We start from the raw sequence: 17,743 nt of genomic DNA on the forward strand, positions 1-17,743 counted from the left end.
TAACAGAACGTTAAATTATTGTTACATAAATATGATTAATTACTTGGAATAAAGATTATTTTCGCTCATAATCAATCATTATATGTCATTTAAATTAATCCTTCTGGAGGGAACTATGGTCTCACTACTGAGAAGGTCATTATTACTATTCGTCTTGACTCACCTTTTTGCATGTATTTCAACTCAAGCACCAAAAAACTTGCTCGATGCGGAGCTTTCGCAATTTGAAAATATCTATTCATACGGAGTCGCTGAGTATCGCAACGGCGAACTGGTCTTAGAATCTACAAAAAACTGGTTCTACAGCACTAAAAAAACCTATAAAAACTTTGTATTGACCGCAGAGATATTATTACCAGATGTGGAAGAATATAGTAATTCCGGCATTTTGTTTCGTGGGCAAACAAAACCAGTAGAAGGCGGAGTTGTCGCGATAGGATATCAAGCTGAGGTGGACCCAAGCACTCGCCGATGGAGTGGAGGGTTTTTTGATCAAGGGCGCAGGCAATGGTTGCATCCAACTCACCCAACGCGCTCTCAGCCAGACGAAAAATTTATAAAGAACTTCATTCCTGAGTGGACAGAAGAATTGGCCAATGCCTACAAACACCTGGAGTGGAATCGCTACAGAATTGAATGCAGGGGTAACGAAATTAAAATTTTTGTGAATGACATCCTCACCACGCATGTTCTAGACAGCACCGATAGCGAGGGCTTTATTGCCTTGCAGCATCACGGCAGCAAAAAGTTGATTGAGACCGGCAAAACAGATAATCAAGTGAAATTTCGAAATGTTTTTATCACTGAGCTTGACTAGCAGCCCTATCCACATAAGCGAAATAAGTAATTGAGCAAGCTATGACGCAAAACACAGTAAATATTGGTGTTGTTGGCCTCGGCAATATCGCGAAACAACATATCAACAATATCGTCAACAATCGCGTTGAAGGTGCAAATCTCGTGGCTATTTGTTCACGCAGCCCAAGTTCGCTCTCAGCAGAGCTTGGCGTTAGCCATTACACCGATTATAAGTCGATGATTGATGCTAGTTGCATCGACGCCATTATTATTGCAACACCTACATTGACCCATTTTGAAGTCGCAAAATACGCACTGCAAAAAAGACTGCATGTGATGCTAGAAAAACCTATGGGCCTATCATCTTATGAGGGAGAGCAGCTACTTGCATATCAAAATGTAGGTACCCAATTTGCCTTGATGCTAAATCAGCGGACTGATCCCACGTTTTTAAGAATGAAGCAGATTGTCGACAGTGGCTTGCTCGGCGATATTCAGCGCACACACTGGACCATGACGAATTGGTTCAGACCAGAGATTTATTTTCAGGTCAGTGATTGGCGCGCGACTTGGAAGGGGGAAGGGGGAGGCCTATTGGTCAATCAAGCTATTCATAACATCGATGTGTTTCAATGGATTTGCGGATTGCCCTCTGAAATATGCGCATTTTGCGAATTTGGCAAGCATCATGATATTGAAGTGGAAGACCAAGTCAGTGCTTTTTTTCGCTATCAAAATGGTGCGACTGGAGGGTTTATAGGCTCTACCGGCGAAGCGCCAGGCTTTAATCGTTTTGAAATTGTGGGTGATAAGGGCGCCTTGTTGTTTGATGACGGGCAGCTAAGCGTCATTATTAATAGCCAAAGCAGCGTCGAGTTTAATCAGCAAACCAATGATATGTTTGGCATACCTCTATCAGAGACTAGCGTGATTCGTATTGAAGAAAGTGTCAACCAGCACGCGGCGGTAATGAATAATTTTGTGCAAGCAATATTGCAGGGTGAGTCATTGATTGCTCCCGCTGCTGATGGCTTAGCTTCGTTAGATATGGCAAATGCCATGCTGCTGTCTACATGGACAAATCAATCAGTGACTCTACCTCTTAATCGGCAGGTTTATCAAAATCGCTTAAATGAAAAAATAAAGGGCTCTGCTTTGCGAGCAAAATCTACGCGACAAGCCAAAATAGATATGTCGGCATCGTACCGATGATAAGTGAATACAAGGAGTTGCATGAAAAACAGAATTGATTCAGAGGCGGCCATGTTAATCGCACTGAGCAGTAAACCTTGGTATTCAAGAGTGCCCACATATTTATCTCTGAGTGGCCCAGGTTGGTTGCAGGGCGCGATGACCCTAGGGGGAGGTAGCGCGGTTACATCTTTAACTATTGGCGCGCTGTATGGTTATGAGTTTTTATGGGTACAGCCGGTGGCCATGCTAATTGGTTGCGTCATGCTGTTTGCACTCTCTTATCAAACCTTACATACCCAAACGTCGCCGTTTGAGTCGATGAAAAAACATGTTAATCGTCCTATTGCCTATAGTTGGGCACTTGCGGCCTTTGCTTCAAGCATCATTTGGGGCTTTGCACATTACCCTTTAAGCGCTGCGATGTTAGAAGAGATTATTGTAGTGTCTACAGGATTTTCAGTGGACCACAATAAGCATGGTCTACGAAATGTGTATTTGCTGATACTCGCCATTGCAGTATGGGCCTTGTGTGGCTTTACTGCTTGGAATTACGGTAAACGCACTGGCGGCGACACTCAGTCTCGAAGTGGCAAAGTGAATACCATTGTAATATTTGAAACGGGTATCAAGGTACTCAGTGCTTTAGTCATTGTCGCCTTTTTGTGGGTAGTTGTGAGTGCCAGTCTTAAAGGTAAAGTTGATTGGGGCGCCGTACTCACCGGATATATCCCATCCTCACTGCCTGATGATGCCCAAGGTGTCACAATATTAATGGCTGCTTTGGGCAGTGCGGTAGGCATAAATATGACCTTTATTTATGGCTTTACTTTGCTGCATAAAAAATGGACACCAGCACATGTCACTTTGTCTCGCTATGATATTGGGGTAGGGCTGGTAGTGCCATATATTTTGGTCACAGGTCTAATTTCTATTGCAGCAGCTGGTGCATTTTTTGACAGCGGTTCAGACATACAGGGCAGGGTAAGCGCCACTGAAGCTGGCACGATGTTTATGTCTGCAGGTTTAGGTGAGCTTACCAGTCGGCTGATATTTGCCTTTGGTATTTTGGGTATGGCGGTGGGCTCTTTGGTTATGCATATGCTTTGCTGCGGCTCAGCTGCGGCGGCAATGTTTAAATGGAAAGAGGGAAGCTTAAAATACAAATTAGCTTTATTAGCACCCACACCAGCGGTGCTCGGTATCTTTTTTTGGGCATCAATGGGGCCTTATGTTGTGTTACCCACTGCTGCCATATGTGGGTTTTTATTGCCTGTTGCGTATATCGGCTGGGCAATTTTACACAATCGACCCAATTACCTTGGCAGTGCTATGCCAAAGGGCTTGAAAAGACACTTATTTAATCTGGCGATGGCGGTGTGCATTGTGACGGTGTTTGCGAGTGTCTCCTATTCTGTGTGGGTCAATTTAGCTTAATGCGTGGAGCGTAGAGGTGCAAAAAACAAATATTAAAGACGGGGCGACTTATGCACCGCTAGGCAATGCAAAACCGGTCGTGCAGCCGAATGAGTTTTTCTTTTCCGTGGCGTATTTAGATCACGGGCATATTTACGGACAAACAAATGGCCTGTTGCAAGCAGGCGCGACATTAAGATATGTATTTGATAGCGACCCAAAGCGCTTAGAGGATTTTTGTCAAAAGTATCCGCAAGCGATTGTCGCCGAGCGTTTTGAGCAAATACTTAGCGACGACAGCACACAATTAGTGGTGTCGGCAGCCATCCCCAATTTACGTGCAAATATTGGCAAGCAGGTAATGTTGGCAGGTAAAGACTATTTTACCGATAAATCACCTTTTACGACCTTAGAGCAACTTTCTGAAATAAAGCAGATAGCAAAAACTACTCAGCGTTTGTATAGCGTGTATTACGCTGAACGCTTACACAATGAGGCAGCTTGGCATGCCGGTGAGCTTATAAAACAAGGTGCGATAGGCGAGGTGATACAGGTCATAAACATCGCCCCACATCGTTTATCAAAGGAAAAGCGCCCCGATTGGTTTTTCGATAAACAGCAATATGGCGGCATATTAACCGATATAGGCTCCCACCAGGTTGAGCAATTTTTGACTTATGGGGATGTGCAAGAAGCCAGCATTAATTTTGCTAGGGTTGCCAACGTTGCCAACGCAGATAAACCGCAGCTTGAAGACTTTGGTGAAGTATCGATGACTGCAAGCAATGGTGTGTCTTTTTACGCAAGAGTCGACTGGTTTACGCCAGACGGACAAGCAACATGGGGCGATGGTCGCAGCTTTATTATGGGCACCAAGGGTACAATAGAATGCCGCAAATACATCGATATTGGACGCCAAGCACCGGCGTCAAAAGTGTTTTTAAGCGATGCAGACGGCGAACATGAAATCGACTGTTTAGGGCAATCTAGCTTTCCTTTTTTTGGAGAGCTTATTTTAGATTGCATACACAGAACTGAGAATTCAATGACTCAAGCTCATGTGTTTAAGGCTGCCGAACTCAGCATGCTTGCGCAGCGATTGGCAGATACACAAAATCAAACAAGTTAAATATGGCAATAGCAGTAAGCTTGCTAATACCGAAGAGGTAAGTATGTTACAAAACAACAAAGGTTTCCAAAAGCTAATAAGGTTCGGCCTATTGTGCGTAAGTTTGATTGCGCTGAGTGCCTGTCAACAACAAGTAGAGCCTGAGCAAGTCAACGCACCAAAGCCGCCAACAGCGCTGAGCGTGGGCGAAGGATTTGAGAACCCCCTTGGGTATTATGAGTCCTTGCCGCGTTTTTCATGGAAAATGGCCGAGGATTCTGCGTCTATGGCGCAAAGTGCCTATCAAATTCAAGTGGCCAGTAGCGTGGATTTGTTAAACACCACGGCCGATTTATGGGATAGCCAAAAAACGTCCTCGGGCGAAACGGCATGGTTGCGATATGCAGGAGAGCCTTTGTCGTCTCGGCAGAAAGCGTTTTGGCGCGTGCGTCTTTGGGATGAAAACGATCAGCCATCGGTTTGGAGCGAGGTACAAACCATTGAGCTTGGTTTGCTTAGCAATAAAGATTGGCAAGCAAAGTGGATAGGTCATCCTGATACAGATTTAGTCAAGCAACCTTCTCAAGAAAGACTTGCCACTGCGCAGTATTTACGTAAAACCTTTATCGTTGAGGGTGAGGTGCAAAAAGCACGATTATACATTAGCGCTAAGGGCCTATTTGCGCCCTTTATAAACGGTGAGAAAGTATCTGAGCAAGATGTGATGACGCCAGGATGGACGCCTTATGCAAAGCGCATAGAGTCTTTAACATATGATCTGACCGAGCGATTAGTACAGGGTGAAAATGCCTTGGCGGCGAGTATTGCTGGCGGTTGGTATGCGATGCGCATGGCGAAGTTTGTTGAACAAGACCATTTGGTGCCCGCTCGGCTCTTAGCGCAGCTAGAAATTACCTACCGCGATGGCAGAGTTGAGACGCTTGTGACCGATGATAGCTGGCATGCCACCCTAGACGGACCGATTCGTTTTGCCAGTATTTACGACGGAGAAAAATACGATCAGAATAAGGAAATGGCAGGTTGGGCGAGCACATCATTTGATCAAAGTGAGTGGGTAGCGGCTATTACCGAAACCTTAGGCGACAATATTGCCATTAAGCCTAAACGTCATGCACCCATTCGCATAAGCGAAGAAATGTCGGTGAAAGAAATCGTGAGTAATGAAAACGGCATAGTGATTTTTGATTTTGGCCAAAATATGGTGGGCGTACCTAAGTTAAGCATCCCAGTGATAGACGGGCAGGAGGTAAAGGTTCGCTTTGCAGAAGCTCTGCACAAAGGCGAGTTTTATACTGAAAATTACCGCAGTGCAAAATCAACTAATTATTTTTTGCCAAACAGTTCCGGCCATATCGAATATACGCCAACGTTTACCTATCATGGCTATCGCTACATTGAAATCTCTGGTCATGATGCTGCTCAAGCTCCAAGCAAAGATTGGGCAACTGCATTAGTTCAACACTCCGACATTGATTTACATGCCAGTTTTGAGAGCTCGCATCCTAAATTAAACCAGCTTACCCAAAACATTATTTGGGGCATGCGAAGTAACTTTTATGATATTCCGCTGGATTGCCCGCAACGTGACGAACGACTGGGCTGGACAGGGGATGCGCAGGTTTTTGTTACCCCTTCTATGTACATGGCCGATGTGTATGGCTTTTGGTCGGCATGGCTGCAAAGCGTTCGCGAAGAGCAAGGGGAAGACGGTAAAATTCCAGTGTATATCCCTTTCATAGAATGGATAAACTTTGCATCCTCAGGCTGGGGTGATGCTGTGACTATCATTCCTTGGGAGCTTTATATTCTTACCGGTGATGAGACCATACTTGCTGATAATTATGACATGATGAAAGGCTGGCTTAATTTTCACGAAAAGAAAAGCAAAAATCACATTTCTAACATGAACACCTTTGGTGATTGGCTGCAGCCTCATCCTATTCTCTTAAACGAGGATGACAATGGTAATAGGGGCAATACTAACTTCAGCTTGATTGGCACAGCCTACTATGCGCGCTCGGTTGAACTTACCTTAAATAGTGCCAGAGTACTCAATAAAACCGCCGATATCAGCTCACTAAGCGCACTGCACGATAAAATCAAACAAGCTTTTCTACAGCAGTTTTTTGATCAAAATTTAAACCTTCTGGATGGGATTGAGACCCAAACCACATATCTGCTTGGCTTAGCTTATGACTTATTCCCGCAAGATAAACGCCATCTAGCTCTAGAAAAGCTCATTGGCTTAATAGACGAAGCCGACACGCATTTGCGCACCGGTTTTTTGGGCACGCCACTGCTTTCTCAAGTGCTTCAGGCGGAAGGACGCAGTGACCTTGTTTATGAATTACTTTTTAAAGAAAGCTATCCCTCTTGGTTTTACTCCATCAACAATGGCGCAACGACCACATGGGAGCGCTGGAACAGTTATTCCATTGAAGAGGGTTTTAATCCACAGGGCATGAACTCGTTAAATCATTATGCTTATGGCACTGTCTCACGCTGGTTTTATGAAGGTATTTTGGGGATTACGCCCGCTGAGCCCGGTTTTAAGCGAATCAATATTGCCCCACAGTTTGGCCCTCAACTTACACATGCGAAAGGCGGGTATATCACGCCACATGGAGAAGTGGGCGTAAGCTGGGAAATGCAGGGAGGGTATTTGATGATGACAGTCACCGTGCCGAAAAACACCACTGCTGACATTGTTTTACCAAGTGCTGAGCAAGCAAGTTTGACCATAAATGGCGCAAAATCAAGCTTGCAAAGCTTGCGTGAGTTACCCCCTGGTGAATACGCCATTGAGGCTCGTATTTTACTCTAGCGCGAGCGTTACTTTACGGCTTGTTTTGATACTCACTGGCCCAATTAGGCCAGACGCTTGCAGTGTGTTTTGCGCGGATATTTTAGCGGCAAATGTCCATTTTCAGAGCCGTTCTTTTTATAGACAATGCATAAGATTCTATTTTTCAGCTTATAGAACTGATCAAACAAGTTATTGATAATAATATAAAAATAACAGCTAGGAAATAATAAAACATGATATTAGACAAAGGAACATCATGAACCTATTTAAATTTCACTGGCTTATATACGTGAGCTTTTCAATTTTTTTTGCTTCATTAGCGAGTGCGGCAGATAGTGGTTTGAAAACCGATAACTCTGTAAGTTGGTCAGCAGACTGGATTTGGAGCAATGAAAGAGCCAGTATTCCCAACTCTTGGGTCGCATTTCGTAAAGAAGTCACTATTGACCAACTCAGCGATAAAGCGGTTGCCTACATTAGCGCTGATACTAAATATTGGTTGTGGATCAATGGCGAATTAGTGGTCTTCGAAGGTGGTTTTACTGGCGGGCCTAGCCCGGTAAAGGCTTCTGTGCGTGTTGATAATTATGCGATTGCCTCTAATAAGTATTACGATACTGTTGATATTCAGAAATACTTGAAAAAAGGTAAAAATACCATTGCCGCATTAGCTTGGTACTGGGGCGATAATGGTACGAAGGGTACGCATATCTCGGCTATGACGGGTGGCTTTCTGTTTCAGGCAGAAGTTGGTGTGCAAACTATCGTATCAGACAAAACGTGGAAAGCGATAAATCACGCGGCTTATCAACGGGATTTTATTAAAACAAACCCCATCCGTATCGCCGCTTGGAGCGTGAAGTATGATGCGAATCAAGCGTTAGGAGATTGGACTAAGCTCGCCTGGTATATGCCGGGCTTTGATGACTCCCAGTGGAAAAACCCTAAAACGAAACGTTTTCCTCCCCGAGAGCCATTCTTTAAATTATTCCCAAGTGAAATACCGCCTCTGACTAACTATGGTTTAGCCAATTGTATCAACTACCCAGATTCGAAATTTCCCTTTGTCAGTGACGGCAAAAAAATTGAATGTCAGCTAGATTTAAATAAAAACTACACCCCTTATTTTGATATTGAAGCTGATGCAGGACAAAAAATTCATGTGAAGTCCAATATGACTCGAAGCACCATTGATACCTTTTATACTACCAAACAAGGTCGACAGCAGTTTGAGTCGTATTCGTGGACCAATGGCCGCATAATTGAATACAACATACCTAAAGGCGTAACAGTACATGCTTTAAAATATCGCTGGACTGGCGTTGGCTCTACACCAGGGCACTTTGAATCTGACGATGACTGGTATACGCGCATTTGGCAAATGTCAGAAAACACGCTTTACATCTGTGCTCGTGACAACTTTATGGATACCCCCGACCGTGAACGAGGGTTGTGGATTGGTGATGTTGCCGATCAAGCCAGTTATTTATTCTATTCAATGGATAAACCAGGCCGCGATTTACTGAAAAAAGCAATTAAAGTCACCATGGCATTTAGTGATTCTGAATCGGGTATATTTGCTGGACTAGGCCCAGGCCGTTTTCGTGAGCTTCCTGCACAAAGTTTGCAATTTATCGAACAAGGGATCTGGCATTACTATTACAACACGGGCGATAAAGAAACCCTTGCTTACGCCTACCCATACGTACATAAGTATCTAACCTTGTGGGATATTAAGGACAACGGCTTAGCGACCTTCAGAGCGGGCGCCTGGAAATGGACCGACTGGGGCCCACAAGACACCATCGACTACGATGCCATACAAAATGCACTCTATTACAGCGCTCTAGTTTCAGCACGCAAAATGGCGCTGGCATTAGATGATAATGCGCATATTGCTATGTATAACCAGCGCATTGATTCAATTAAAGCCGCCTATCAAAAACACTATTGGCAAGAGGGTTTCTTTAGTAGTAATCCACAACAATTAAAAGACGACCGAGCCAATGGCATTGCTATTTTATTTGGTTTAGCCAAGCCCGAACAGTATCAGCAAATTGTGGATAACGTGTTAGTGCCCAATCACTTTGCCAGCCCACATTTCGAGTGGATGGTTTACAACGCGATGGCCATTGCGGGTCGGTATGACGATGCACTTAGCCGAATGAAACAGCGTTACGGTGCCCAAGTGGATAATAAAGAGCGTTCAACCTTAACTGAATACCTAACGGGAAAAGGCACTGAAAACCACGCGTGGAACGCACCTGCAACGGTACTAAGTCAATATATAGCTGGTATTGAACCCACGTCAGTAGCTTGGAAAACCTATCAAATTATGCCGAATATGGCGCATATGAAAGTGTTAAAGCAGCTAGTGCCAAGCGTGCAAGGTGACATTGATTTTGAAATCCAACGGGATGATAAAAAAATTGCTATTACCCTAGATTCACCATCTGAGACCAGCGCATTGGTTGGTATTCCAAAGCAGTACTTCGACATTAAAAGTGTAAGCGTTAATGGTGACTTGGTGTGGGGGAAAAGTAGCTCGTTCGAGTCGAAACCTAAACAAATGAATGGTATTAAGTTTGTTGGTGAAAATGACAAATATCTTAAATTTGAAGTTGCTGCTGGCATTTGGGTGATTGAAGCCAATCAATAAAAATTGTTGGCCTGAATTAACCTCTATCAGCCGCTGTTTTAAAAAATATGAGGCATAACGATTTGATGCATGACGCATACCTATTGGATTTGTGTATACCTAACTATTAGATAACTAAACGAGAAACTCAATGAATACTTTTACCAGACACTCTCCAAGCGCTTTTACTCGACACTTTACTAAGCAGTGTCGCTTGCCTCTTTTGCTCGCAAGTATTGTACTTCTGTCTGCTTGCAAAGGCACAGTAAAAGAACCTGTTGTTCAAAACGATGATGTTAAAATCCAAAACAGCATAAAAGCTGAGCAATTTTATCAAGCCCCAGCCGATATTTTAAAAGCTAATTTCCAACAACCACCCGAGCAAGTTAAGCCTTGGGTCTATTGGTACTGGGTCAGTGATAATATTTCAAAAACCGGCATTGAAAAAGATTTAGCCGCGATGCAAAAAGCCGGAATTAACACCGCACTCATCGGCATCATTCATTTACAAGGTAAACAAGGTGACGTAAAAGCACTTACTGAACCGTGGTGGGATCATGTCCGTTTTGCCGTCAAAAAAGCCGCTGAATATAATATCGATATTGGTTTATTCAACTCGCCAGGTTGGAGTCAATCAGGCGGGCCTTGGGTTACCCTTGATAAATCAATGCGTTATTTAGATTCGACCGAACTTCAAGTTGCTGGACCGCAACAACTCAACATGACGTTAACCGACCCTGCAGAAAAACAGCATAGCTTCTTTCAAGATGTGCGCGTATTAGCGTTTAAAACCCCTATTTTTGAGCAAGATAAATTAACGACTGCCAACAGCCAAATCAGCATCACTAACCCCATAACCAAGACAGTATTAACTAACCAAGCGGTTGATGCGCTTTTTGATGGTGACCGCAGCAGCACCTATACCTTGCCACTAGAAGTGATAAACCATCAACGTAAAGGTCCAAGCAGTGCTGGCCAATTACAAATAGACTTAGTCCATAATGAGTCTTTTCAAGCGCGTACGTTAGAAATTTATCCGCATAATAGCTTTATGACCGAAGCCAGTCTTTCAGCCAAAAATAAACTTGGTAAATTTGAAGTAATCAAAACCTTTGATGTTCAACGACCACGAGATATGGCTGCCATAGGTCCTGATCATGACGCGCCTATTGTTGTTACCTTTCCCGTAGTTGATGCCAAACATTTTCGTTTAACCTTTAAAGACTTTAACTTTGGCCGCAAGAAGAACCCCGATGAACCCGTAGGATTTAAAGATATTGTTTTATCAAAAGCGTACAAACTTGAACGTCATGCCGAAAAGAGGTTGGCGAAAGTTTTCCCTAATCCTTTGCCAAAATTTGATACTTACCAATGGCCCCTTTCAACAAAAGCCGACGACTCACAATTATTAGTTAGCGCTAATGATGTAGTCGATATCACCAAACATGTCAAAAATGGTAAGCTTATTTGGCAAGCGCCAGCAGGTGACTGGACTATCGTCCGGTATTTTATGCGTCCTACTGGCACTGAAAACGGCCCTTCAAGTGGCCCAGCACGAGGGCCAGAAATAGACAAACTTAGCAAAGAAATCGCTCAGTTCCATTTTGATGCGTACATCGGAAAATTTCTAGAAACTACGCCAGCGGAAGATCGTACCGCATTAAAATATGCCGTGGTCGACAGTTATGAGAAAGGTGCACAAAACTGGACCGACGGCTTTGCACAAAAATTTGAACAACGCTATGGCTACGATCCGATCCCGTTTTTACCAGTTTATAGCGGCCGCGCCGTCAATAGTGTTGAACAAAGCGAACGTTTTTTATGGGACGTTCGGCGCTTAGTTGCTGATGGTGTTGCTTATGAATATACCGCAGGGCTGAAAGAGCGAGCCAATAAACACGGGTTAAAACTCTGGTTGGAAAACTACGGTCATTGGGGGTTCCCAGGCGAGTTTTTACAGTATGGTGGTCAAGCTGATATTGTCAGTGGCGAATTTTGGGCTAGTGGTAATTTAGGCGCGATAGAGCTAAAAGCGGCCTCATCGGCGGCGCATATTTACGGCCAAAAAACTGTGATGTCTGAGTCTTTTACTTCAGGTCGTGATACTAGCTTTAAAAACCATCCGTGGAATTTTAAAAAGCGCGGTGATTGGTCGTTTGTTGAAGGTATTAACCACACCTTATTACACGTTTATATCCATCAAGCTTATGATGACCGTTTTCCTGGCGTAAATGCTTGGTTTGGATCAGAGTTTAACCGCAATAATACTTGGTTTGATTTTATGGGCAGTTGGCTTGATTACATAAAACGCGCCAATTATATGATGCAGCAAGGTAAATACGTAGCCGACATTATGTACTTTATTGGTGAAGACACGCCTAAAATGACGGGTGAAATTAATCCTGCCGTACCCGCTGGTTACTCTTACGACTTCATTAATGCCGAAGTGATTTTAGAGCGGTTAACCTTTAAAAATGATGCATATCACTTACCTGACGGCATGAAATTTAAGTTATTGGTATTACCTAATTTAGACACCATGCGCCCTGCAGTATTAGAAAAAATTCAGCAATTAGTGAAACAAGGGGGTGCGGTTTATGGCCCTAAACCAAGCCGTTCGCCTAGTTTAGAAAACTTCCAAGTTGCCGACCAAACGGTACAAACAATTGGCCAGGCGCTATGGCAAAACATTGATGGCGAGCAAGTTACACAAGCGAACTACGGTAAGGGGCAAGTATTTTATAACAACACCACCAAAGCAGAGCTAGCCAGCGTACTAAATAAACTAGGTACGCCGCCAGATGTAAGTGGCTTGCCTGAAGACGTGCTTTGGAGTCATCGCAGTAGCGATACGCACCATATTTATTTTATCGCCAATCAGTCAGAACAATCGGTTGAAATAACACCAAGCTTTAGAATGAACAACGAATATGGCAGTACAGCTTCGTCATCACACATACAGCCACAACGCTGGGATGCAGTTACTGGCGAGATTAATAATATTGCCCAATTTGAATTACTCAATACTCAAAACAATAACCGCCGCATCAGTACACCCATAACTTTAAAAGGCTTAGAGTCGAGCTTTTTTGTGTTTGAAAAGCATTCAGGCTCGAATCATGCGCAAGCAAAATCCCCCAAAACCAGTATCAAAAGTATTAGCAAACAAGATCAAACTATATACTTACCGGTGAAGTTTAACGAAGGTGGTGCTACGGAGCTTGAAATTAGTAAAAATGGCGAATATCAAATAACCACTTCCGATGGTGATATACACGCGATACAGGTCAATGATATCCCTGCAACGGTCACGCTAGATCAGCCATGGCAATTAACACTACAAGAAAACCGTGATGTGCCCAGTCAATTAACGTTATCAAAATTAACCTCTTTAACTGATATGAAGTCTGTGGCCTTGCAACATTACTCAGGAAAAATCAGTTATCAAACCACCTTTACGCTTGACCAAAACATGTTACGAGATGATCAAATATTGCAGCTTGATCTGGGCGAAGTGGGCGTCATCGCTCGCGTAACCCTTAATGGTAAGAACTTAGGTGAACTATGGAGCAGACCGCTGAGCGTCGACATCAGTGATACAGCACAAGTGGGCGACAATACCTTAACCGTGGAAGTAGCAACCACCTGGTTAAACCGTTTGATAGGCGATTTAAAATATCCCGTACAATTTCCTGATAGTAAACAGCCTAAAAGCTTTACTACCGATGTAACCTTTGAGGCAAAAATATCTGAAGAAGATGTCTTGCAACGATCAGGGTTGATCGGGCCGGTAACGATAACACCAATCCGCAAAGCTACCTTTTAATGTTACAACATAGCTAAAAAATAAAGGGATAATTTCCATGCATCAAAAAATTAAAATGTTTACCGGGTTGTTTATGCTAGCGACATGTAGCCTGGTAGCCGCTTGTTCAACTCAACAAGCAACGGTAATTAATGCGTTGCAGCATGAAGACGTGATTAAAAGCCAAGGCTATTCGCTTGAGCAGTTATATAGCCTAAAGGGTCAAGATAAAACTTGGCAACAACTACTACAATCTGACGATTTAAAACCCTTAGGCACCTTTACTACCCATGGCTCATTGGGGGCGACCGTCAACATTAATAATCAGCTTATTGAAACTGGCCTCTATGCCAATAACCCTATCGACGCGGTTAAACGAGGTATGCGTTTGCATACGCTGGGTCACTCGGCACTAAACAGTGGTGACTTTGCTAAATGGTCACGTTGGTATCAAGAAGACGGTAATACGCAAATATTTCGTTTATTTCAGGGTGAGGTCAACACGTCAAACAAACGAAAAAATGCCGCTCGCGTTGAAACTTTTATTCCAAGCCAGAACAGCCAACCTGAGCCAGGTGTTGTACGTGAATTTGGCGCGCGCTTTACCGTCTTAAAATCGGGAGGTTGTGTCGCCCCTCACTATTGTTCTATTTTTCAAGCTAAAGGTAACAACGTCGATCACTGGTCAGTAATGTTGCGAGTAGACAGTAAAGGCTCCTTATGGTTTTACCCTCGCGAGGATTCAAGCAAACGTAAAATGATTTCAAGCAATGCCATAGGTCGCCCATTTGATATGAAGGTTTTAGATGATGGCTTGGATTATGAAATGTTCATCGATGAACAATCCGTAGGTAAAGGTCAATGGCCGCGAACTAAACAAATAGGCTTTAGGTGGGGGATTTATGTTGGTCGCTCCGAAGTACCTGCAGATGTGGTGATTTTAGTCACTGGCGCATCAATAAAATAAAGCACAGCGTCATATATCAGCCTGAGAAACAAGCTGAAATTAAACACTAACGGTTAGCAATAGCAGCAAGACGTCTTCGCACTAACGCGACTTTTCTCGTTAGTGCGAAGGCACACTAACCGATAATTTATAATCGAGTCCCTTATGTTTTACACTATGTTAAAAAAATCACGCAATACAAGGTTTAGCATAACGCTTGGCTTAATATTTCTATTTTCCGCTTGTACTTTTATCACTGATAACACCCGTAATGTTTCGGCGCCCATCGCACTTAAAGTCGGTGAGGGCTTTGTGGAACCTATCGGCTTTTATGAATCAATGCCTCGTTTTTCTTGGCAAATATCACCAACGGCAAGTTATCAATTTCAACAAGCATTTCAAATTCAAGTGGCCTCTACTAGGGCTAGCATTGACCAGGCTGATATATGGGATAGTCAAAAACAATTATCCGCCAGTAATGCTTGGATAAAATATCAAGGAACCCCGTTATCTTCTCGTCAAAAAGTATATTGGCGTGTGCGCATTTGGGATGAAGATAATCAAGTTTCTAATTGGAGCGAACCGACATCAATCGAATTAGGACTATTGTCAAATGATGATTGGCAGGGCCAGTGGATCCGTCATCCAGAAAACGGTGATACGGTCACATTTGATGTAACCGATAATAAAACTAAAGAAGTTAAAACAGTAACGAACAAAGTTTATCGTCCACAATATTTAAGAAGGTCTTTTACAACCCACGACAATACCAACTTAGAAAAGACAGAAGTTAAACCTAGCATCAAGCAAGCACGTTTATACATTACTTCAAAAGGCATTTTTAACGCTTATGTTAATGGTCAAAGAGTATCGGAAGATGTGATGACTCCAGGTTGGACGCCATACAAACAGCGTATTGAAACCTTAACCTATGATGTTACTTCACTCGTTAATTTAGGCGAAAATGTACTCGCTGCCACCGTAGCCGAGGGCTGGCATAGCGGCCGTTATTTAAAGTTAAGATCCTTAAAAGTTGAACCTTCAGCCTTGTTAGCACAGCTTGAAATTACCTATAGTGATGGCTCATCGCAAATTGTAACAACAGACAAAAACTGGCAAGTGACTCTTGATGGCCCTATTCGCGCTGCCGGTAATTATGATGGTGAAACCTATGATGCTAACCATGAAATGCCGGGTTGGAATACGGTTAATTTTACCGCTAATAATTGGAACAAAGTGATCACCGAAACCATCGAACCACAAGTAGCGTTAGCGCCAAAACGCCATCAAGTGTCGGCAGTAAAATTAACTATCCCAGCGGTCAATATTGTTGAAGTTGCTAATCCACAACCGGGTGTCGTGGTGTTTGATATGGGGCAGAACATGGTGGGCGTGCCTGAATTATCACTGCCTGGTATTGAAAATCAACAAATGACCTTTCGTTTTTCTGAAGCCTTAGATAAAAATACTTTTTATACTAAAAATTTACGTACCGCAAAAGCAACCGACTACTACACACCCGCTCAATCAGGCCAGATTAAGTATGTACCTACCTTTACCTTTCATGGTTATCGATATGTTGAAGTCTCAGGCTTTGATCAATCTAAAATTCCTGATTTAAGTTGGGTGAAAGGTCGGGTGTTGCATTCAGATTTTGATGTGAATGCCAATTTTAAAAGCTCTCATGCCAAGTTAAATAAACTCTCTGAGAACGTAATTTGGGGCTTGCGCGGCAACTTTTTAGATATTCCCACCGATTGCCCACAGCGTGATGAGCGTTTAGGTTGGACCGGTGATGCTCAAGTATTCGCCGCAACGTCAATGTACATGGCTGATGTGTATGGCTTTTGGGCGGCATGGATGCAGTCGGTCAGAGAAGCTCAAGCAAAAGACGGCGGTGTACCAAACTTTGTGCCAAACAAGGGGCATGGCTTTGGTAAATTAGCCTCTGCTGGCTGGGGTGACGCTGCCGTGATCATTCCTTGGGAGTTGTATTTATTAAATGGCGACAAACAATTTTTGCAAGACAACTATGACATGATCAAGCGTTGGCTAGCATTTCATCAATCTAAGTCAGAACAATACACTTCGAGTTTACGTGGCTTCAAAGATTGGTTGCAACCTTACGCTAAAAAAGGACAAACACCACAGAACCTAATATCGACTGCCTATTATGCACGCTCATTAGATTACGCCGCTAAAATAGCCAAGGTACTGGGTTATGAAGACGATGCCACAACCTATACTGAGACCTTAAATAAAGTAAAACACGCCTTTCGCCAACAGTTTTTTGATGAAAATACAAAGGTAAAAAGTGCGTCAACGCAAACCAGTTATTTGTTGCCACTGGCGTTTGGGTTGTTTGAGGGTCAAGACCTTAAAAATGCACAGCAATATTTATTGGATACGATTGAAGCCAGCGATAAACATTTAGGCACGGGGTTTTTAGGCACGCCCTTATTAGCCCCTGTATTACAAAGCATAGGCCGTAGCGACTTGATGTTTGATATATTGTTTAAAGAAACCTACCCCTCATGGTTTTACTCTATCAATAATGGCGCAACCACGACTTGGGAGCGTTGGAACTCATATTCACTACAAGACGGTTTTAGTAAAGAATCCATGAATTCGCTCAATCATTATGCCTATGGTGCAGTGGCGAAATGGTTTTATGAAGGCATTTTAGGCATCAACCCCGCAAGTGCAGGCTTTAAAGAAATCACCATTAAACCGCAATTTAACCATCGCTTAAATCAGGCTAGCGGTAGCTATAAAACACCACAAGGAGAGGTAAGTGTTACCTGGCGTATCACACAAGGTCAGCTAGATATGCAGGTTACTATTCCCAAAAATAGTCACGCCAATTTTGATTTGTCGCAGGTGAAATCGCTCAAAATTAATGGCATTAAAGTTCCCGAAAATGATGGCCTGAAAAAGCAGTTTCTTAACAAGAAATTACCTGGGTTTTATCAAATAACAGGGTTGGTTCATCAGATTTAGTCAACACAAAACCA

The 17,743-nt window shown here is 43.2% G+C and carries 9 protein-coding genes; all 9 read left to right on the top strand.

Annotated elements, in window-relative coordinates:
• Window positions 1-115: 115 nt before the first annotated feature.
• Window positions 116-817, top strand: a complete 702-nt coding sequence (locus AB9H30_RS06250; RefSeq protein ID WP_371193793.1) for a DUF1080 domain-containing protein — start codon at window positions 116-118, stop codon at window positions 815-817.
• Window positions 818-858: 41 nt separating this feature from the next.
• Complete coding sequence (locus tag AB9H30_RS06255) at window positions 859-2,010, top strand: Gfo/Idh/MocA family protein (protein WP_371193794.1); 1,152 nt, start codon at window positions 859-861, stop codon at window positions 2,008-2,010.
• 21 nt (window positions 2,011-2,031) lie between these two features.
• Window positions 2,032-3,426 carry a hypothetical protein gene (locus AB9H30_RS06260; RefSeq protein ID WP_371193795.1) on the top strand — a complete coding sequence of 465 codons (1,395 nt, stop codon included), beginning with the start codon at window positions 2,032-2,034 and terminating at the stop codon, window positions 3,424-3,426.
• Between the two features lie 16 nt (window positions 3,427-3,442).
• Window positions 3,443-4,534: a Gfo/Idh/MocA family protein gene (locus tag AB9H30_RS06265; RefSeq protein ID WP_371193796.1), complete on the top strand. Its 1,092-nt coding sequence runs from the start codon at window positions 3,443-3,445 to the stop codon at window positions 4,532-4,534.
• A gap of 43 nt (window positions 4,535-4,577) precedes the next feature.
• Window positions 4,578-7,358: a family 78 glycoside hydrolase catalytic domain gene (locus tag AB9H30_RS06270; RefSeq protein ID WP_371193797.1), complete on the top strand. Its 2,781-nt coding sequence runs from the start codon at window positions 4,578-4,580 to the stop codon at window positions 7,356-7,358.
• 238 nt (window positions 7,359-7,596) lie between these two features.
• Window positions 7,597-9,999 carry an alpha-L-rhamnosidase N-terminal domain-containing protein gene (locus tag AB9H30_RS06275; protein ID WP_371193798.1) on the top strand — a complete coding sequence of 801 codons (2,403 nt, stop codon included), beginning with the start codon at window positions 7,597-7,599 and terminating at the stop codon, window positions 9,997-9,999.
• 130 nt (window positions 10,000-10,129) lie between these two features.
• Window positions 10,130-13,804 carry a glycosyl hydrolase gene (locus AB9H30_RS06280; protein WP_371193799.1) on the top strand — a complete coding sequence of 1,225 codons (3,675 nt, stop codon included), beginning with the start codon at window positions 10,130-10,132 and terminating at the stop codon, window positions 13,802-13,804.
• A 37-nt stretch (window positions 13,805-13,841) separates the two neighbouring features.
• Window positions 13,842-14,750: a hypothetical protein gene (locus AB9H30_RS06285; protein ID WP_371193800.1), complete on the top strand. Its 909-nt coding sequence runs from the start codon at window positions 13,842-13,844 to the stop codon at window positions 14,748-14,750.
• 156 nt (window positions 14,751-14,906) lie between these two features.
• Window positions 14,907-17,729, top strand: coding sequence for a family 78 glycoside hydrolase catalytic domain (locus AB9H30_RS06290; RefSeq protein ID WP_371193801.1), 2,823 nt, complete (start codon window positions 14,907-14,909; stop codon window positions 17,727-17,729).
• The last annotated feature ends 14 nt before the right edge of the window (window positions 17,730-17,743 follow it).

It is taken from the genome of Glaciecola sp. SC05, assembly GCF_041380235.1.
GTDB lineage: Bacteria > Pseudomonadota > Gammaproteobacteria > Enterobacterales > Alteromonadaceae > Glaciecola.